General features: G+C 45.5%; 17 protein-coding genes. 9 read left to right on the top strand and 8 right to left on the bottom strand.

From position 1 onward, the window contains the following. The first annotated feature begins 479 nt into the window (after positions 1 to 479). Positions 480 to 1,445 carry a CARDB domain-containing protein gene (locus tag H608_RS0112150; protein WP_028787907.1) on the top strand — a complete coding sequence of 322 codons (966 nt, stop codon included), beginning with the start codon at positions 480 to 482 and terminating at the stop codon, positions 1,443 to 1,445. 26 nt (positions 1,446 to 1,471) lie between these two features. On the opposite strand, the gene H608_RS0112155 is transcribed toward H608_RS0112150, so the two are convergent. Then, positions 1,472 to 1,762: a hypothetical protein gene (locus H608_RS0112155; protein ID WP_155990147.1), complete on the bottom strand. Its 291-nt coding sequence runs from the start codon at positions 1,760 to 1,762 to the stop codon at positions 1,472 to 1,474. A 134-nt stretch (positions 1,763 to 1,896) separates the two neighbouring features. On the opposite strand from H608_RS0112155, the gene H608_RS0112160 reads away from it, so the two are divergent. Genes H608_RS0112160 through H608_RS0112175 form a run of 4 tightly spaced genes read left to right on the top strand, consistent with a single transcriptional unit; the run spans position 1,897 to position 3,608 of the window. Continuing rightward, entirely contained in the window at positions 1,897 to 2,196 is a 300-nt protein-coding gene (locus H608_RS0112160; protein ID WP_028787909.1) for a hypothetical protein, read from the top strand. A gap of 46 nt (positions 2,197 to 2,242) precedes the next feature. Continuing rightward, on the top strand, positions 2,243 to 2,695 hold the full coding sequence (locus H608_RS22240) for a helix-turn-helix domain-containing protein (RefSeq protein WP_038008373.1): 453 nt from the start codon (positions 2,243 to 2,245) through the stop codon (positions 2,693 to 2,695). 45 nt (positions 2,696 to 2,740) lie between these two features. Next, positions 2,741 to 3,172, top strand: a complete 432-nt coding sequence (locus tag H608_RS0112170) for a VOC family protein (protein ID WP_028787910.1) — start codon at positions 2,741 to 2,743, stop codon at positions 3,170 to 3,172. Further along, on the top strand, positions 3,156 to 3,608 hold the full coding sequence (locus H608_RS0112175) for a DinB family protein (protein WP_028787911.1): 453 nt from the start codon (positions 3,156 to 3,158) through the stop codon (positions 3,606 to 3,608). The genes H608_RS0112170 and H608_RS0112175 overlap by 17 nt, the downstream gene beginning before the upstream one ends. A gap of 10 nt (positions 3,609 to 3,618) precedes the next feature. On the opposite strand, the gene H608_RS0112180 is transcribed toward H608_RS0112175, so the two are convergent. Continuing rightward, a complete protein-coding gene (locus tag H608_RS0112180) occupies positions 3,619 to 4,188 on the bottom strand; it encodes a GNAT family N-acetyltransferase (RefSeq protein WP_211227063.1) in 570 nt (189 codons plus the stop codon). Between the two features lie 330 nt (positions 4,189 to 4,518). Here H608_RS0112180 and H608_RS24115 point away from each other — a divergent pair, with 330 nt between their 5' ends. Together H608_RS24115 and H608_RS0112195 are read left to right on the top strand one after the other, a co-directional pair. Continuing rightward, positions 4,519 to 6,234, top strand: coding sequence for a serine hydrolase (locus tag H608_RS24115; protein ID WP_071836955.1), 1,716 nt, complete (start codon positions 4,519 to 4,521; stop codon positions 6,232 to 6,234). A gap of 13 nt (positions 6,235 to 6,247) precedes the next feature. Then, positions 6,248 to 7,231 carry a TlpA disulfide reductase family protein gene (locus tag H608_RS0112195; protein ID WP_028787914.1) on the top strand — a complete coding sequence of 328 codons (984 nt, stop codon included), beginning with the start codon at positions 6,248 to 6,250 and terminating at the stop codon, positions 7,229 to 7,231. Positions 7,232 to 7,313: 82 nt separating this feature from the next. On the opposite strand, the gene H608_RS0112200 is transcribed toward H608_RS0112195, so the two are convergent. Continuing rightward, on the bottom strand, positions 7,314 to 8,642 hold the full coding sequence (locus tag H608_RS0112200) for a serine hydrolase domain-containing protein (RefSeq protein WP_038008375.1): 1,329 nt from the start codon (positions 8,640 to 8,642) through the stop codon (positions 7,314 to 7,316). A 115-nt stretch (positions 8,643 to 8,757) separates the two neighbouring features. Here H608_RS0112200 and H608_RS0112205 point away from each other — a divergent pair, with 115 nt between their 5' ends. Then, positions 8,758 to 9,399, top strand: coding sequence for a TetR/AcrR family transcriptional regulator (locus H608_RS0112205; RefSeq protein ID WP_028787916.1), 642 nt, complete (start codon positions 8,758 to 8,760; stop codon positions 9,397 to 9,399). Here the strand turns inward: H608_RS0112205 and H608_RS0112210 are convergent. From H608_RS0112210 to H608_RS0112230, 5 genes are all read right to left on the bottom strand, one after another. Then, entirely contained in the window at positions 9,383 to 11,623 is a 2,241-nt protein-coding gene (locus H608_RS0112210) for a TonB-dependent receptor (RefSeq protein ID WP_028787917.1), read from the bottom strand. The genes H608_RS0112205 and H608_RS0112210 overlap by 17 nt on opposite strands. A gap of 326 nt (positions 11,624 to 11,949) precedes the next feature. Beyond that, positions 11,950 to 13,461 (bottom strand): hypothetical protein, encoded by a 1,512-nt coding sequence (locus H608_RS0112215; protein WP_028787918.1) that lies wholly within the window; start codon positions 13,459 to 13,461, stop codon positions 11,950 to 11,952. Between the two features lie 9 nt (positions 13,462 to 13,470). Next, positions 13,471 to 14,238 (bottom strand): M12 family metallopeptidase, encoded by a 768-nt coding sequence (locus H608_RS23680; RefSeq protein ID WP_162142874.1) that lies wholly within the window; start codon positions 14,236 to 14,238, stop codon positions 13,471 to 13,473. 158 nt (positions 14,239 to 14,396) lie between these two features. Next, positions 14,397 to 15,284: a tetratricopeptide repeat protein gene (locus tag H608_RS0112225; RefSeq protein WP_211227065.1), complete on the bottom strand. Its 888-nt coding sequence runs from the start codon at positions 15,282 to 15,284 to the stop codon at positions 14,397 to 14,399. Between the two features lie 135 nt (positions 15,285 to 15,419). Next, the gene (locus tag H608_RS0112230) at positions 15,420 to 17,762 is read right to left on the bottom strand and encodes a TonB-dependent receptor (protein WP_038008377.1); all 2,343 of its coding nucleotides are present in this window, start codon (positions 17,760 to 17,762) and stop codon (positions 15,420 to 15,422) included. 324 nt (positions 17,763 to 18,086) lie between these two features. Between H608_RS0112230 and H608_RS0112240 the strand changes: the two genes are divergently transcribed. Then, on the top strand, positions 18,087 to 20,474 hold the full coding sequence (locus H608_RS0112240) for an outer membrane beta-barrel family protein (RefSeq protein ID WP_028787922.1): 2,388 nt from the start codon (positions 18,087 to 18,089) through the stop codon (positions 20,472 to 20,474). The last annotated feature ends 2 nt before the right edge of the window (positions 20,475 to 20,476 follow it).

Raw genomic sequence — 20,476 nt, forward strand, 5'->3', positions numbered from 1 at the left:
TGACCACGTATTGAAGCGGCAGATCGCTGTCCAGGATCTTTTGGTAAAAGCTGTTGAGCTCACGCTGTATGGAACGGGAAAGGCCCTGCACTAACAGAACAATCAAATGAACAAAGGTCAGCTTGCGATCACGGACAAATCCATTCCGGCCGGATTCTGTACGGCAGTCGCTAACAAATTGTTCATTATGTAATTTTTGAGTTAATTCATTGAGATAGGTTACTCTAAAAACAGGTTCGCTATTCAATACCCCCCTGTAATCCTATCCTAAAAATAACAAACTTTTTCTCTACTTAACACCTGTCAAAGAACTTCAGCCTTAAGGAAACGACATTGATTGACGATTCACGACGTCGAGAACCTCAGCCAGCTAATCACCATTGACCATTCACCATTGCCCGGAAATCCCCTTTTCCCGGGACCAGCAAACGGGTTAATTTTTCTAATCTTGACGCGGAAGAAAAACGTAAAAAACATTTATGAGACAATTATTAATCCTGATAGCCTGCCTGGCCATCGCTGCCAGCTGTCTTGCACAGATCAGACCCGTTCAGACCAAACCGGTGACCGCTACTACCAACGTCATCAAAAACGTGGCGATCAACGGTGCAGACCTCAGTGTCACCATCACCGGCATCACTTACAAAGAAGGTAACTACACCATCAGCTATACGCTGCGCAATAATGGCAACGTCACGGTGGACCTGCAAAATGTAACCATGCAGGGAAACATCTATGATGCCAATGGCAAATACGTATCGCCTGGCGGTGGCATGGTGCTGAAATACGACGGCGTACTTAACGCCGGCCAGGAATTTAAAGGAAGCCTGGGTTGTACCGACAAAAACGTATACAAAAACTGGAACTATAAATATGTGCTGAAAGCCGATGAAACAAATGCCATCGCCGAAGTGAATGAAAACAATAACACGGCAGAATATCCGATCGTGGGTTATAAAGATGCGATGGCCAATGTAAGCGTGGCGACTTCCGAACGGCCGCAGAAAATTTCACCCGTTACACCGCCGGTGCAAACGCCGCCTCCACCTGTGGCGCCGCCGCCTGCAAAACCGCTACCCGATCTCGTGATCACCTCGGGTTCCATTACAAAAAAACCTGACAATACGTTTGAGGTGCAATACACCATGAAAAATATCGGCGCAGCAGATCTGGAGATCGGCATCAACGGCATCCGCTCGAACGGACGCATACCCGACGGCACTATTTCAAAATGCAACACTTATCATTTTTCCAACTTCCCCGGCAAAGTGCTCAAACCCGGCGAAACATATATTAATATTTATACCATCGCGCCCAACCTGATAGCGATGCTCAACTCCGGGCAGCAGTACGAATACTGGATCACCATCGATTATATCAAAGACATTAAGGAAAGCAATGAAAACAACAATGATTTTAAAATAAACTTCCGGCCGATCTTCTGACGTGGCCGGTCAGGTTGATCATTTAACTACCGGGTCAGTTGTACCTCATACTCACGGCCGAGAAAGTTGTATACTTTTTCGGCCGTTTCTGTGTAATGTTGTTCCGAAAATTTCTTAAAAGCCGCGCCGCTTCCCAGTTTAAGACGGGTAATGATCCCCGGGCCAATTGCCCCGACAATGATTTTATCTCCTTTAACTACAATGGTGGCTCCATGGCCATTAGTATGCCGCGCAACGATCCGGCCTTTCCTGATACTAAAGGAGTAAGCCGGCAGCCAGGTTTCAAGTTCGTGTTTGATTTCATGGAGTGTTGGCATGGTCATGATTTTCGCGCTGGCCAAAATTAGCATATATTGTCTCCTGATTTTTCTTAGCCCTCGATTACTATTGGAAATGTGGCTTTTTTTTCGTAAAATATATTAATCGGTTATAAAACAAACCGGGAATCAAAATGACGAACACAGACATCCTGAATATGGGCTCAATGACAATGATCGCTGGCCATTCAGAAATTTACAAGGGTCTGCTCTTTACTGCAAAAGTGCCGCGCTCGAGCTTCTTTGATGGGCACTTTTTTTTAATAGATGTAAAAGAAATAAAAGATGATAAGATACTAGCCTATTATTCAATAAGCAGAACAACCGAAGAAGAATTTGCAAGTCAAAGAATGAAAGGAAAATATTACATGATAGTAAAGCACTCCGGGTTCATCCGGGATATCCTTCCCTCAGACGACTTATCCTGTTCATAAAAGCCAAGGTTAGCTCTCCCTCTTTTTTCTGTATCTTCAAACACCTATGAGCAGCAATGAATATCCAAAAGTTTATCTCTACCGGCGAATCGTTAAGGCCAAACTTTTCATCGATGCCCATTACGCGGAAAAAATAGACCTCGACAATATCTCGGATGAAGCTTGGTTTTCCAAATTTCACTTCATCCGGCTTTTTAAAACAGCTTACGGTTCCACTCCCCATCAATACCTGCAATCGGTGCGTATCGGAAAAGCGAAAGAATTACTTCGCGCCGGCAAACCCGTATCGGATGCCTGTTTCCTCGTGGGTTTCGACAGCCTCAGTTCTTTCAGCGGCCTGTTTAAAAAGATAACAGGCGAAACACCTTCCTCATTTGCAGCACGTTACCAGCAAAACAAACAGGCCATTGCCAAAAACCCGCTCGCCTTTGTGCCCGGATGTTACGCTTACCAGCACGGCTGGACTGAAAATCGCAATTTTGAAGAAACGGACCAATAAGTAATCGCCGAGCTTTGTATCACGCTTTTATAAAAACTCAAGTTCATGATTACTAAAATGACCATTACGAATATCCACGTCATCGACCAGGATAGTGCATTTGATTTTTACGTAAACAAACTCGGCTTCCGCGTGGTGGACGATATTCCAATGGGGCCGGACACCCGCTGGCTCACCGTATCGCCACCCGAACAACCGGATCTCCAGATCGTATTGTTTCCCGTAAAAGTGAGCAAAATGTTTCCGCAGGAAACGGCCGACACCCTGATCGCACTCATCAGAAAAGGCGTATTCGGTTGCGGCGTGCTCACCTGCCGCGATGTGTTTGCCACCTACGAAGAATTAAAAGCGAAAGGTGTCGAGTTTATCAAAGCCCCCACCAAAGAATTCTACGGCACAGAAGCATTGTTCAAAGACGACTCCGGAAACTATTTCTCCCTTCAACCTATCAGCAACTTCGATGAAAACGATATTTGATAAAACAACCCGGCATGAACTGCACCAACGAATCGACCAGCTGCAGGAAAGCAATGCAGCTATCTGGGGAAAAATGAACACCGCGCAGATGGTCAGACATTGCTGCATCTGGGATGCCTGGATACAAGGGAAAGGCAACTACAATTACCGGCACGCTTTCATTGGCAAACTATTCGGGCGGATGGCTTTGAAAACACATACCAAAGATGACCGGCCCTTACCCAGGAATATGCCTTCGGGAAAATTTTTCGCGGTAAAAGAAACAGTAGCCGGCTTCGGCACGCTAAAGCAACAATGGAAAGCCCTGCTCGATGATTACGCCCATTTTTCCAATGACAGATTCGTGCATGATTTTTTCGGGAAAATGACACGCGAACAGATCGGAATATTCGTTTACAAACATTACGATCATCATCTCCGGCAATTCGGTGTGTAACCCGCCGGCGCTACAACTGTTTGCTGATCTGAAGATGTTCCATTTCCTTGCCTGCCAGTTTTTTCTCTCCCACAATTGCAAACCCGGATTTCAGATACAATCTTTTTGCACCGGGATTATTTTTATCGACAAGCAGGCCGAGTATTTCGTTTTGTTCCCCAACGAACTCCTGTACTAAAAACGCAATTATTTTAGACCCAAGTCCTTTTCCCTGATGAGCCGGATCTACCCCAATACAATCAATATAATATTCTCCCGGCTCAGTTTCATTTTCAAGATTTAAATTCCTGTTGTATACCTGTTTAATTTTCGCCAGTACCGGTGCTCTCAAAGCAGCCAGATCAGCTCCATTATAAACAATTGCGGCTGCAACGATTTGGTTATCGGTTTCTATTACCCAACAGTTTTCAAAAGAATATTGATTGTTTGTTTCCCGGATTAAACTACTTAACAATTGAATAGCATTATCCCGGACCCTTTCCCCGATGAAATAATAAACAATGTCTTCCATCGCTAAAAAAATAAGTGGTGCTATACTATCAGACTCCGCAGATATTGCTTTTCTTATTACCATATTCATATAATATACTATGAAGCTCTTGTAAACTCGCCGCTATCACTCACAACCTGGTTACCCTATTGGGTAAAAACTTCCAGGAGAGAAAGCAGCGTTTTGCCTAAACCCGTCAGGCTACATTCGATTTTTATAGACAAGAATGCTATATTACAAACAGTTAATGAGAAATACTGCTCCACTTGCCGGATACCAAATATCCGGGAAGCGGCATCTATACAATTTACGGCAGGAAATAGTTCAGCCCCTGCCGCGGTTATACATTTAACCTTTTCTAACACAAAGGATGGTTTTATTATAGTATTTTCATCAACACTTAAACCAACCTGCGCTCCTATGCTCCGCAATTTCACACCTGTTATCGCGATATTATTGTCGCAATATTCTGCCTTCTCACAAACAACGAACATCATAACTGCAGACGGCAAAACGCTTAACTCCGATACAATCGACCGGCGCATCGAGCGAATACGGGATGCGGCCGGCGTAACCGGCATTGCCGTCGGCATCATCAACCACGACCAACCGGTTTATATAAAAAAATATGGCGTCAACAACAATGCCTCGGGACAGTATGGAACGGTGAACACCAGTTTGTACGCCGCCTCTTTTTCCAAATCAGTTTTTGCTTTCCTGGTGATGCAACTGGTGGATCAAAACAAAATAGATCTCGATCGACCTGTTTATACTTATCTCCCTAAACCGTTGCCCGAATATGCAGACTACAAAGACCTCGCCGGCGACGACCAGTGGAAGCTCATCACTTTGAGACACTGCCTCAGTCATACTACCGGCTTCTCCAACTGGCGATTCCTGAATCCTGATAATACCGGGAAACTGAAAATATTTTTTAAACCAGGCTCCAGGTATGCCTATTCCGGCGAAGGAATTGTACTGGCACAACTGGTGGTCGAAGCCGTTACCGGCAAAAAACTGGAAGAGCTCGCACAGGAAATGATCTTCCGTCCTTTCGGTATGCAGCATACCAGTTTCGTATGGCAACCCGGATTTGATGCCGATTACGCCGCTGGTCACGGTTACGATGAGCAGATATTTCCAATTAAAAAAAGAAACAACGCCAATGCTGCCGGATCGATGCAAACCACCATCGCCGACTTCACACAGTTCATAGCCGCCATTTTACAGGGAAAAGGATTGAATAAAAAAGAGAGGGACCAGATGCTTTCACCTCAGATTCCCATTTTTACCAAACGCCAATTCCCCTCACTGAATAACGACACCACCAGCCAGTATAAAACAATTGAATTATCATACGGACTCGGTTGGGGATTATTTAATACGCCCTATGGCCGGGCATTTTTCAAAGAAGGGCACAGCGATGATGGCTGGGTAAACTATTGCATTGCCATACCGGATAAACAAATCGGACTCGTGATGATGAGCAACAGCATGAACGGTGAAAGCATTTTCAAGGAACTTACCGAATACATCATGGGCATTACAATTCCCTGGGAATGGGAAGGCTATATACCATATACACCAACGGTAAAAGTGCCGGAAAATATATTGAAACGCTACGAAGGTGAATACAGCGGTCAGGCAAAAGCACGCGTCTTTTTAGAAGCCGGCGAGTTGAAACTGGAAGCCCCCGGAGAAGGACTGCCCAAATCCACGTTGTACGCCACCAGTGATAAAAACTTTTTCCTCAAAGCAATCCCGCTCAGTATCGCGTTCGTTCCTAAACCCGACGGCACCGTCGAAAAAATGAACGTAAATGATGACGGCCAGGTAATTGAACTAACGAAAATAAATCCGCAGGAAACCAAAGAAGTGTTTCCTTCCGAAGAACAACTCAAGGCTTACTCCGGCACTTACAGAATGGATAAAACAACGATGAAGGTTGAATTAAAGAATGGTCGTCTATCGTTGAATATTCCACGACAGGAAAAAATGGAACTACTATTTTTATCCGACACAAAATTCAAGGTCAAAAGTATCTTTGACATCAAAGGAGAATTTATCAAAGAGCATGGTAAAGTAGTGAAGATGGTGATCGAACAAAATGGTACGTTTGTGTGGGAAAAATTATAACAAACATCAAGCGATGAATAAAATAACCGCCGCCGTAGTAATCTTATTGATCACGGCAACCGCTTTTGGCCAGAAATCAACTAATTATAAAATATCCGGAACGATAACGGGATTCGAAGACAATCTCCCGCTGTACCTGAGTGATCTTTCCGACGGATTTTACAAAGACATCGATTCAACGATCGTTAAAAACGGGAAATTCAGTTTTACAGGCAAACTGTACAACAAGGCCGGAAAATATGCCATTCACACCAAAGATTTCCAGGACAGGGTTGCCTTTTGGGCAGATCAATCTCCTGCCACCATTGTTGCGGAGAAAGGAAAATTCAAAACGGCTGCTATCAAAGGATCGAAAGAGCAGTTGAAAAGCAATGAACTGGATAACGTTAAAGATGAGGATTTCTTTTCCTTCATAAAAAGCAATCCTTCCTACATTGTCAGCGCCGATCTGCTGAATATTTATAAGGCTTCATGGTCCAAAGACACAGTTACCCAATTATACAACCTGCTGACAGTCGACGCAAAGAACTCCATTTATGGCAAAAGAATCTCCAACTTTCTCACACTGAATCAAAGTCCGAAAGTAGGCGACAAATACATCGACTTCACTGAAATGACTATGGAAGGCAAAAGCGTAAAGCTGTCAGATTATGCCGGTAAAATTGTATTGCTTGAATTCTGGGGCTCCTGGTGCATGCCCTGCCGCGAAGGACATCAGGAGTTGATCAAAACTTACCAGGCATTTAAAGACAAAGGATTTGACATATTGGGCGTGGCAGCCGATAATGAGAAAAAAAGATTGCTCGAAGCCATTCAGAAAGATGGACTACCCTGGCAGAATGTAAGCGACCTACAGGGCGATCAAACCAAAGCCGCACTGATCTACGGCGTTTCTTACTACCCGGCCAATTACCTGATCGACCGCAACGGCACCATCATTGCCAAAGACCTGCGCGATGAAAAATTATATGCAAAGCTGAAAGAATTGTTACCGTGAATAATCGATTCCCGTAATAAGATCTGTAAAACAGGAAAGGGCTACCGAAGTAACCCTTTCTGAACAAGTGAGACGAATGGTTTCACTTATCCGCAGTTGGCTCCCTGGTAAGGATGAGGTCTACCCCGGCTTGCGCAAAAAAAAGTTGACTATCTTTAAACTCCATCTTGATATCCAATTCATCAAACCTGAACTTACCGGGAGCATATGGATACAAGGGGTACATAGACTCCCCGACAACGTCCTCACACATCAATCCCCATTCTTTATGCACAAAAACATTCAGCCGTAATACAGCTTCTTTGTTCACATAAATACCGGTATACTTCCCCGATTCAGATTTTGAAATAAAATAAGGCAGGCGGACTTCACCCGTATAGATGATGCGCAGGATGTCGAGATAGAAGTCGTTGTGCGGATACTTTGTTCCGTTGATGGAGACAGCAAGGCTCATTTCCGTTTTCGGATCATAGACAACAAGTGAATGCGTACCACGCGTGTCGCCGCCATGTCCGTAGAGCACTTCCTTGTAAAAATTGATCTCATAAAGATTGCGACCATACGGCTCATTCTTTGCCGGAATCATCTGAGCCAATGTCTCCGCTTTCACAATTTTATGATGAAATAAATTATAAAAAAACTGATTCATATCGGTCGGCGTGGCTGCGATATCACCCACACCGAGAATATTGCTGTATACATAATCTTCTTTTACTTGCCAGGTGTCGGCGGCGTAATCAAAGGCATAAGATAGAAATGTGTTTTTCGGGTTCATGTCCGCCGATTGCAGGTCCTTCAGGCGATTGGGTTTGATGATCTGCTGTTTCAAAAATCCACCGTATGATTGGCCGCTTTTCTTTTCAATGATATTTTTCAGCAGGTAAAAAGCCGAATTGGAATAAGCCGAGCTATCGCCTGGTTCAAAGTCCACACCCTGCCGTTGTATTTCGGCCATAATTGCCTCGTCGCTTACCAGCCCCTCACGCAACCAGTTGCTGTTTTCCGGCTTCAGCGAATAATCGCGTTTGATGCCACTGGTATGCTCCAACAGGTTCTTGATCGTGATCTTCTTCGCATTGGGAAGCTGGGGATAGAAATCAGCGAGTTTATCTGTCAGCGAAAGCTTACCCTGTTCGATCAGTTTCCAGATCAGGGTCGCTGTGAACACTTTCGTAACCGAACCAAACTGGTATTTGGTATGCGTATTCCATTTCAGTCCCGGCACGGCTTTCTGCCCGAAGCTGCGTTTATACACTTCTTTGCCCTTTTGAAAAATGGAGATCTCACCAATACCCTGATTATTCGCTTCTATATGATCGATGAATTGGTCGAGTTTTTTGGGATCGATGTTTTGAGCGGTGACGATAAAAGAAAACAACAGTGCCAGCGCTAATAAAATGTCTCTTATCATAAATAGGTGTTGCTCATCCGTTTCAGGTTTGCGCCGCGAATATACAACAAGTCACCAAACAGTGACTTAATAAATCGTTATTTTTGATTAACCTCGATATAAACCAACTTTGAAAATGGAAAAGAAAACAGCCAAACCCAGGGAACGTAACAAGGATAAAAGCAAGCAGCAATTTCTCGATGCCGTAGGTAAGATCCTGAAAACGAAAGGTTATGCAGGTCTGAAGGTGAATGACATTGCCGCCACGGCAGGGCTGGACAAAAAGCTTATTTATAAATATTTCGGCGGCGTGGACCAGTTGATCGACGAATATATCCGTTCCCTCGATTTCTGGAGCAATGTAACGCCTGAAGATATGCCGCCCATAACGGACGGCGGCGAAGCCATGGCGAAGAAGACACTGGTGGAACAATTTGACTATGTAGGCAGTAACAAGGAATTGCAAAAGATCCTGCTCTGGGGCTTATCGGAAAAAAGAAAATCGCTGAAACGTGTCGCCGATGAACGCGAGGCAGTGGGCGACGTGCTGCTCTCCAATATCACCGATCCGCATTTCGGAGAGCAGGCCAGTCGTTTCAGGGCCGCAATGGCCTTACTGGTTTCCGGTGCATACTATCTCAACCTCTATCCCGTCAACACCAAAACCTTCTGCGGCATCGATGTAACCACGGAGGAGGGCCGAAATGAGATCAAGAAAGCCTTGGAAATGTTGGTGGAATTGGTCTATGAAAAAAATTCACCTAAAACCGGTAAGTAAATCCCAATCTTGCTGAAAATGGTGTGCCGGGCGTAAAATGAATCTCCGATACGGGCGACGGCTCATAAAACAATCGGCTTTCCGTGTCGAACTGTGTTTCTTTCCATTTTACATTGGCCACGTTTTGCACCGTGAGATTGACATCAAATTTCTCGCGGCTATAATTGATAAACGCGTCTGCCACGAAATACCCTTTGGCGATAACTGAATTATCCTCATTTGCCGGGCGGTCACCCATGTAACGATACCGTGCAGAAAAGCTGATATGTTTGTTTGTTTTGATTGTCAGTCCACCGATCGAAGTGACACGCGGAGCAAGCGGAATACGATCTTCACCTTTTGCTTCTTCCACTGCCCTTGCATGTGAGTAATTAAAATCGACATCCGCGTACAGCCATGAAAGCGGCTGGTAACGGATCGATAAATCCGTTCCGATTCTCCTGGTCTTTCCCCCCGGTTCTACTATCCCTTCATCACCGACGTACACAAATTCCTGGTCGAGCCACAAATACCAGATGGCAGCCTGCACCAGCAGGGATTTTGCCGGCTTCCATACCGTACCAAGATCCGAACCATAGGCAGCGGGCAGAATACGCAAGCCCCGTTGCGGCACCACTACACGCGTATCGTTGGAATGAAACCCTTTACCGCCACTCAGGTATACCTGGATGCTGGAAGACGGATGGTAATTGAAACTGAGCTTGGGACTGACAATGCCCGCCTTCGCGTTACCGCGTTCATCATTATTGAAATGATCAGTATAAGCATTGCTGAAATGATCGTAGCGGAGACCAACATTCATATTGAATTGCGCGCTGGGGATAAACGTCAGGTTTTGGTACGCAGCAATATTGAGTTCCGAAATATCACCCAGCATAATAGGTTCGGTAACGGTTGTTCTGTCTTTGGTTCTGGATAATTCCGAATTCTTTGTCTGATCGTTGCGAACCTGAACGCCCGTTTCACTCTTTATTTGTAATGTCTTTGTGTTAAAAATTCTATTGTAGCTGCCGTTATAGCCATAAAGGTTTCTGTTCTCTCTTTGCCTGATCTGATCGCCGTTAACAGGATCTTCCTTGAAGAAAGTAAAATTGGAAAACAGTTCAAATTCATAATGGGAAAAGTAGACCTGATTTTTGAAATAAGAACCGTCGTTCAATGTGGTGAGCAGGGAAAGATTTGCATTGCCTCTTCCGGTCAACCCACCCTCATTCGGATCGATGGCCCCATAAAAGCCGATCAGCCCTGCTTCCACAGCACGATCCGGTATTTGTCCCGATGCTTTCCATTTGCTGGCAAAATAGGAACCCGAAGCTGTGAGTGTATTATTACTATTCAGCTTTCCATTGTACTTTCCAAAAAGATTGATGCGGTTAAAATGCTGCGGACTGTCGAAGTAGCCTTTGGTATGCATGTACTCTGCCGCCACAAAAGCATTTTGTGATTTTTGCCTCGCCTTTTCGTTTAATATATTGAACAGGCCGAGACCTCTCCAGGTATTGAACATGCCGCCTTCCACTTTCACCTGGTTATGATCGAGGCTGTTCAATGTTTTAAAATCCACGAAACCCGTGGTGGTAAAGTTTCCTTTCTCGGCATAATAGGGACCTTTCTTGAAATTAACGTGATCGATGAGTTCGGGAATAAGAAAATGCAAATCTGCATAACCCTGGCCGTGGGCATGCGACACCATGTTTACCGGCATGCCGTCTACGGCAATATTGATATCGGTGCCGTGATCGATATCGAATCCCCTCAGAAAGATTTGTTCCGCCTTCCCTCCGCCGGCGTGCTGCCCGATAAAAAGCCCGGGGACCATACGAAGAATCTCCTGCGAGTTATTGATTCCCCGCATGGCGATATCAAGTTTGCTCACAGATTGATATTGCTCACCGGCCATGCCAGTGATCTTCACCTCGGATAACTGAATATCATTCGGCATCAGCAAGACCTGCCTGTCTGCATTTTTTAAACCAGTAATAGAAATTGTCTGCGTATGATAACCAACTGACGAAACGATGAGGTTTACGGTACTGTCCTGCAGGGATATTGTAAACACACCTCTTTCATCGGATAAGGCACTACTCTTCGCATCTTGTGTTTGCACCATGGCACCATCCAAAGGAATATTTCTTTTGCTATCTATCACAGTGCCTTGTATGATCATTTGTGCATTCAGTAAGCTGGTGGCAAGGAGCAGGCACACGACAAGAATAAATTTCATATTTAAAAGTTGGTTCTGTGAATGGCAAATATATCACAGCCCGCGCTATTGTCTTATACAAAACCGGTAAATATGGGTACGACACTTACCCGCTGATACCTGTCAACAGCATGTAACGGCCTCTCCGGTATTTGTTCAACGTACTGGCACATGATACCGTGCCAAGATTACAGGTTGGAAGAAGCTGTCAGCTGAATATTCCCTGGTAGCCTTTTGAAAAAACAAATAGCCGGGGCTGACAAGCGGACCTTCATGGTTTCCCGGCTTTTTCAACCCCGGCAGTAACAACTTTTGCCGAAGACATTATTAAGGCAATCCGGCAGGGATTATTTCTCCCGGCTCCAGTTATACGTCAATGAAAGAAACCAACCGGCCTTGGGAAATACTTTTATGGTTGGAGGGGCTTCAGGAAGCGTTGATTTGGCATAAGGTGTGCCCAATTCAAAACGACGGTCAACTATTTTAGATTCCTTCAGTGTTAATCCGGCAGTAACCGCTATGCGATTTTTACCAGAAGTCAACAATGATGCGCCAAGGTGAAAATTGGCTGCATCGAAGCCGGTGGTTGTACTGATGCCGGGACTGATTGCCCAATTTATCTTGCTCCCTGAGCGCCAGTAAATATGCATCAATCCTCCGATTCCCAACAAGGCTCTCTTTCCGCCATCTTTCGATTCAATAGTACTGTTATCGGCATCAACAGACTTGTAGTATAGATCTCTGCCAAGAAAATCATCGTTTCCTCCCATAACGAAGAATCCTGTACTGAAATCCACTTTCCAACCGCCATAAGTCTTTAGTTCAACCTTGACGCTCTGCTTAGACGGGATGTTGCAGGCAAGCGGCTTTATTGGCACAAACTGCAGGTTCAGCATCACCTGGTCATTTTTTACTGTCAGTTCATTTGTATAATAGGTAAAGTTTGACTCGTTGATGAGATTATAGTTATTAATCAATTCGCCGATCTTGTTGTCGTTAAAAAATGTTTCGATTTCGCTCACGATAGCGTCTGCGCTTTTCAGGGCTGTATTCACTGATTCGATATGTCTTTTGGTCTGTTCAATTTCAGATTCTTTCATTTGGCTCCTACGGCCTTGCACCTGGTACTTTTCTTTGTCTTTTACTTTATCAGGAGGTAAATTCCTGAAGCTCCAGATATCACCTGCCATTTCTGCACTGATACGGCTATATTGTTGCTCAATATAAAGCGGTACACTTTCTTTCAACTTTTTCAACGCGGCGCGGCTTTCGGTAACCTGTTCTTTTAGATGCGTACCCAGTTGTGCAGGTTGGACGGCTCTGTCGGTGGAAATACCTGGAAAAAGAGCATGGGTTTCTGAAGCCAGCGAACTGCTGATAGCCGCGTATGTTGATCCGCAATCTGCATAATGCCCTTTCAGAATATTGTTCAGCTCTACCGCTTTATCCACCTCTTCGCGGGCAGTGGCAATTGTGTTAAATAGCGCTTCGAGGTCGTCGAGAGATATTACAATACTGTCCGGTGCTGCGGCTGAATTCCCCTTTGCAGGTGCGGGAAGCTCCAGGTTGAGAAAGGCCGGGAGCTTGATGCCTTTAAATATATCCGGCATAGCTGTATTAAAGTTCTCCTGTTTTGTGGAGTCAAGTATCGTCCATAAACTTTTATTAATATTCTCTACTTTCACCTGGAACTTATTGTCATGCTTTATTGATTTAAAAGCCTCAATTTTAGCTTTATCCGCGGTGAAGTTTAAAAAATTGAGCGTTATCGGGGACGATGTGACGGCTGATTTTTGTGAGCCACAGGCTGTCAATAATAACAACAGTCCAAAGACGAGCGAATTTGTTTTTGGTGACATATAAATTGTTTAAGGATAAAGTAATCGGATCTTTGTCCTATCCATGACTGACAGGTCTGATGGCCATTCAATAGTTGGATGGTTTTTCATCAGTGTATCCGGGATTGCATAAATCATAATCGAAAGAGGATCAAATGTTGTGGATTCACCAATTCGTACAGGAGCCATGACCTGCCTGTTAACCATATCGGTATTCCAGTTGTAAACCCGTTTAAAATAAGCATACACCTTTAGTGAGTCCCATTGAATGGGTGAATTGCTGCTTTGTAACTCATGATACAACCCAATGGCATGACCCAATTCATGCAATACAACGCGATCGAATTCTTCGTCACCTCGCTGGTCGAGGTTGGAAAGAAACATGGTGGTCTTGTTCCCTTCCGTTTCCTTTGCCAGCTTAGCCTGACTACCAACGAGTGATTGATATCCTCCTCCCTGCCGGAAGGCAATCCGTATGTCGGACTCCTCCGGATCTGAAGTTGTTGTAAACACAATACCAGTAACATCTGTCCACTTGCGTGCGAGATTCAATATCTTCGAAATGGTACGCTGATCATATATATCCGTGAAATAGATTTTCAGCTCCTTTTTATTCCATCTCAGGTTTCGGTCAAATACCAGTTTTTCGGGACTGGACCAGTAAAAATCATTTATTTGATTGGCAGGTACCCCACACAAATACTGGTAGCTGACAACAGGTTTGTTCTGCCACATAAAACAGATCACTGTGCCAGCTGCAACCACAATGGAAATGCCGGCTATAAGTAGCTTTCGCATCATCGCTGGACAATTAAACAGTAATTGTATCGCATGAATATTCTCACAATACTATAACCTCTTCCCGTTCAGGTCAACGGGAAAAATCCCGTATTTCACCCAACAAAAAGCCCTCCCACTTTCGTGAAAGGGCCAACTACACAGGGATACCAAAAGCTTTATAAACTCTTCAATATTTCCCGGGCATTTTCATTTGCCGGATTCAATTCCAGCGATTTCCTGTAAGCTTTCGCTGCTTCTTTGCGCTTGCCCGTCTTCAGCAGTATTTCACCATAACTGTCAAACGTGTTGAATCCCTGCGGATACAGTTCCGTGTTGAGCTTGAACACCTTTAATGCTTCGGCATCTTTGCCGCTTTCTATCAATTCATATCCGAACGTATTGATCACGTCTTCGTTTACATTGTAAACGGACTGCTTTCCTTTTTTATGTTCTGCGCTGATCAGCAGCAGGGTTTTGTCTATGCCGTTATCCTTATAAAAAGACGAAACAGTTTTCAGGTTCATGGTCCGCTCCTTCTCTGCCTGCTCTGCTAACGTCTCAACCTGATAGTATTTTCTTTCTTCATCCGTTACTTTGGATGTATCGATTTTGTAGCGTTCCCACTTCCCCTCGTTGCGGCGGTTAAACTGCGTTCCGTATATCTGCGGTAATCCCCGCCTCATCAGGTCTCTGTCCACAGCGGCGGCATACCACCAGCGGTTAAGCGTCGTATCGAGTTGCAATGCCTTTTCAAAACTTTTAACGGCCATTGCCGACGCAATGGTATCGTTGCCATGCTGGAAAACGATACCGGCATTCAGGTAATCCTTGCCCGTTTTCAATTGTTCTTCTTTTATCAGTTCAAATACCCGCACCCGGCGCAGGCTGTCTTCCTTACTTAGCACACGCCAATCGATGTTCTCTTTTCTCCGCGACTGCTGGTCTTCATCGGCCATCCGCTGCAATTCAACATTGTCGGTTACGCCCTGCGCGTGACTCCGTGCGGAAACAAAGAAACTGAGTACCGGGATCAGCCACCTGATCAATTGTATGGGTTTTATCATGTTCATAAGTTAGCCATTTTCGGGCACAAATATAAAAAACGTCACCAGACGGTGACATAATAAGCCGTTATTTCTCTTTTCCCGCAAAAAAGCCCGGACGTTTGCCCGGCTTCGCATTATCTATTATGTTAATTATCAGAACTTAAATGCCACACTTCCGAGGAAGTTAGCCGGTTCCTGCGGGCTGCCATTGTTGTTCCAGTAACGCTGGCCGGTGAGATTGTTACCTTTTAACGAAAACCTGAATTGCTGTTTGTCGTAAAATACTGTAGCACTCACCAATGTATAGGCCGGCATTTCGAACAAATTGGCGGCATCAAACCAGCTCCGGCTGATATAGTTCACACCGGCGCCAATTCCCAGGCCTGCCGTTTTGCCTTTCTGCAATGTATAGCTCGCCCATATGTTGCCGATATGATTGGGACTGTAGATCACGTTTTTTCCTTTCAAAGCAGGAACTGCATTCTCATACCGGTTCTCGTTGTATCCATAACCCGCCACGATCGACATGCCGTTGAACGGACTGGCGATCACTTCCACTTCCAGGCCACGGCTTCGCTGGGTGCCATCCTGGAAAGTGAAATTCTGTCCATTCACCAGTTCCGTACGCGTTGAATTGGTTACGTCGATATTATAATAACTCACGCTTCCGTTCAATCTCGTATTCAGCAGATCAAACTTGACACCACCTTCCCACTGGTTGCCGTACTGCGGTTTTAAAACAAGTATAGTATTATCGGGTTGCGTAACAGGGGCAAGGTTCACAAATCCATTCATGTAGTTGCCAAACAGCGACAACCTGTTTTTTACCAATTGATAAACCAACCCTAATTTCGGCGATACCAATGTTTGCCCGTAAGCTCCCGCATAAATGCCGGTCAGCACATTATAAGTACCCTTGGTTGAGAAGCGGTCTACCCGCACGCTCAGCATGGCCATTAATTCATCCGTCAGGTTGATCAGGTCAGAAACATACACGCTTGCATTTTTCGATACGGTGCTCGTAGTAGCAAACCCTCGCAGCACAGACGCTGCATCGATACCCGTTGTGGTGATGTTGCGGACAGGCCGGCGAATATTTACCGTGTCGAAGTTGACGGTAGCCCGGTAGAGTTCATTGTAGTTGTAATTATAATCGACACCAATCACCATTCTGTTGCGCAATCCTGCCACCTTGAAATCACCGGTAAAATTTTGCTGAAACCCGATATTGCCAAAGGTTTCCGGCGTCTGGTTGCGCACCACGCGGGCAAAAGTAGAATCCGTCAGCATGTTGAGGGCTGTCCAGTACAGGCTTTTGTAAAAGCCAACCGAATACAGGTAATTGGTTTGCGATTTCCAGTTATCCGAGATTTTGTATTCGATCTGTGCCTGTACGTTGTTGATGCCATTGTTTACATCCACACTATTATTGATCAGCGACTTTTTGTAATCCAGTGGCAGGTCTTTGAAACTGCGGGCCGTGATATTGGCCAGGTTACCCAATCCGAATGATACAACGGTATAATTGCCCCTGGTGAACTCCATGTCGAGGATCACTTTCAGCCGGTCGTTGACCTGGTAAGCGAACGTGGGTGCTACGGTAAAATTCTTATTGAAACCCTGATCCTGGAAAGAACCTTTGGACTGGCCCGCGGCATTGAGGCGGAATAAAATTGTTTTCTCTTTGTTCAACGGCGTATTGATATCCGCGGTCACGCGGTTGAAATTGAAGCTGCCTCCGGTGAAACTCACTTCACCGCCAAATTCTTCATAAGGGCGTTTGGTTACATAGTTGTAAACACCGCCAAAAGTAACGTTGCGGTTACTGCCGAATAAAGTACCGGAGGGACCTTTAATGGACTCTACGCGTTCGAGTATGGCGGGGTTGAGCGGAACAATGGCGCTGGTGGCCATGCCATTTCGCATACCGACCGTTGTTGAAAAACCGCGCATACTGAGCCCCATCGAACCTCCGGCCGAAAAGTTAGGAACAGCGCCGGGAATATTGCGGAACAAATCCGTACGTTCCGTGATCACCTGATCTTGCGCCAGCGCACGGCCAACTACATTGTATACCTGTGGGTTCTCAAGATTCTTGAGGGGCATACGGGCTACGTATTCACTCGATTTGTAAACAAATCTGCTCCTAGAGCTCGTTACGGTCACTTCCTGCAACTGGCTGTTGGAAATCACAACCTGCAATTCCACGGAAACGGTCTGATCGGCGATCACTTGCACTTTTTGTCTCAAGGTCTCATAACCTGTCAGTGAAACTTCCAGTTCCTGCGTGCCGGCGGGAACTCTGGAGATAGTAAACAAGCCGCCTTCATCGGTGATAGCCGATCGGTCGGTGCCCACAACCACTACCGATACAAAGGCTGCGGGCAGTTGATCGCGGGTAATGACGCGTCCTTTCACGGATCCGGCCGGTGTATTTTGGCCTGCGGCAAAAAAAGAAAAAGGAAGAAACGAGAGGAGGAATAAAATCCGGTGCATGAGATACGAAATTTCGCGCGAAATTATAGGGAGCGCGCGCTGCAGCTTTCCCTGATCAGAAAATGGTTTTACGATATTGGGAATAAGATGGGGGAATCAGGAACTTAACGCCTTTGCTCCTTAAGCAGCTTTGCGTGAAAAATGCAGCAACCCATTCACGATTGACGATTCACCTTTTGAATTTTGAATTTTGAATTTTGAAACTCCTGCATCTTTCTCCTTATAAACAGGGATACCCCCCCATTCAATCCTTTTTTCCCGCCATTCAATTTTTTCCAGGCAATTAATTTCCTGTTTACCCCCAATCTTGCACCAAAAAAGGAGATGTTGTACAAACGGATACTGATCACCCTTATTCTCGGATTTACAGCGATACAGCTAAATGCCCAGCACCGGCAAACGATAATGCATTTCAAATTGGAAAACGGTCAACCCGCGGAAAAAGCCACTATCCTCCTCAAACCACTAACAACCGGTAGCACAAAAAACTTTCTCAGCAACCCCAACGGATCGATCATACTGCCAACAGACAGTATCCGTTACGCGCTGTCCGCCGCCTTCACCGGCATGGAAACCATTGCCGATACAATCACTAACGATGGAAATACAGATACCCTCTTTTACACGTTCCGCCAGCACTTCAGTGAACTTACCAATATCCGGGTAAACAGTCGCAGGAAGATACTGGAAGTAAAAGATGACCGCTTTATTTACAACGTAAGTGCCGATAGTTCCGCACAGTCGAAATCTTTGTCGGAAATAATAGGCAACCTGCCTTTCGTAACCGTCGACGGCTCGGGAAACGTGGAGGTGTCCGGCCAAACAACCTATAGGGTATTGTTGAACGGAAAGGAAACGTCGTTATTTGTCAACAGTCTCGCGCAGGCATTGCGCAGTTTTCCTGCGGAAATAGTTTCGCGCATTGAATTGATTACGGCTCCTGCTGCGCGTTACGATGCGGAAGGTGTCACCGCCATCATCAACATCATCACGAAAAAATTTGCCGGGTACAAAGGTTTTGCTTCCGCTTATGTCAGCGACCGTACGCAATACAGCGGTGGTCTCACCCTTACAGGCCGTGCGGGCAAACTGGGTATTACCGTCAACGGCGATGCCAACGGATCCTGGAGTCCGCTGAACGGATACACCACTACCGTCACCAGCCCTCTCAAACCTTCCGCGTATGTGGAAAGAACCGTCAGCGGCATCAGTACCAACAAAAGGCTATCGTTCAACGGCACCATCGAATTGAATTATGAAATCGACAGCCTGCATTCATTGATCGGTTATGTAACGCCGGGAAAAGATGGCCTGGACGATGGACTAAGGCAGGAGGTCGCCACGCAATTGTCTCCGATGATTCTTACGCAGGGGTCGATAAGCATGAGCAGTACCGACCGTTCTCCCGGCCTCACTGCCGGATTCGACTTCACACATAAATCAAAAAAGAATCCCGCGCAGGAGCTGGCATTCCGGTTCAACTGGCGCGGCACAAAAAATATCATCAACAACACCACGGAACAGGAATACGATGCTTTCAATAAATGGATGATCAATCATTCCGTTGCAAAGAATGACGAGTACACTTTTCAGCTCGATGCCATTCCTTTGGCGCTGAAAAAATATACACTTGAAGCCGGCGCCAAGACCATCCTTCGCCAGGCATCGGCCGACTATACCAGCTTATTCACGTTTGATCAAAATAACGAATACCAACTCGACGAAAGCAACAGCAACAGTTTCAACTACCGTCAACAGGTATATGCTGTTTACAGTTCGGTTTCCGCGCGGATAAAAAAGAATAATATCAGAGCCGGCGTACGCCTGGAACAAACCAATATCAAAGGCTATTTCAGCAACCTGCCCGATCCTGTCAACGACAACTATTTATCGGTGATACCCAACCTTTACTGGAGCGTAAAAACAGGCAAAGCCAGCACTACTTCCCTGTCTTACAACCTGAACCTGTTGCGCCCTTACATTACCAGTCTTAATCCTTATGTGAACAATACGGATTCTTTCAATATTAATTATGGAAACCCGGCTCTCGGCCCGCAGCACATACACAAAGTAGTAGCGCAATACCGGCACAACAGTGAAAAATTATTTGTAAGTGCTACGCTCACCGGAAGCTGGAGCAATGACAAAATAGTATCCTACCGGCTATTTGAACCATCAACCGGCATTACTGCTACCACCGTTGGTAACGCGGGTCAGGAACAATTAATCTCGGCAGCTGTCAATATGCGCCAGACATTCAGCAAACTATTCCAGCTCGGACTTGGTGGTGAACTGCGATATGTAGACGTACGTAACAGGTTACAGCAAAGCCAGCACGCCCATGGCTATTCGGGCATTGTGTCCACTTATTTCCGGTGGGATGTAAGCAAACGCATCAATCTGAGCGGCAGCGGCGGACGGAATGTAACCGACATAACCCTCCTGGGGCGCAGAAGTCCTTACTATTTTTACCAGGTCAACTTTGGTTATCACATTGTAAAGAATAAATTATTTTCCAGTATAAATTTCAACAACGTGCACGACAGTTACTTCACACAACGCACATTTTTCCGGGATGACATCGTCAACAGCGTAACCACTACAAGGAGAATATACCGGATGATCTTTGTGGGAATTCAATATACCTTTGGTAAACTCCGCCAGGAAGTGGCAAGAAAAAAAGGCGTAGTAAACGACGATATTCTCCGCTAAGG

Origin of the sequence: Terrimonas ferruginea DSM 30193 (genome assembly GCF_000425585.1) — a bacterium.
Taxonomy (GTDB): Bacteria; Bacteroidota; Bacteroidia; order Chitinophagales; family Chitinophagaceae; genus Terrimonas; species Terrimonas ferruginea.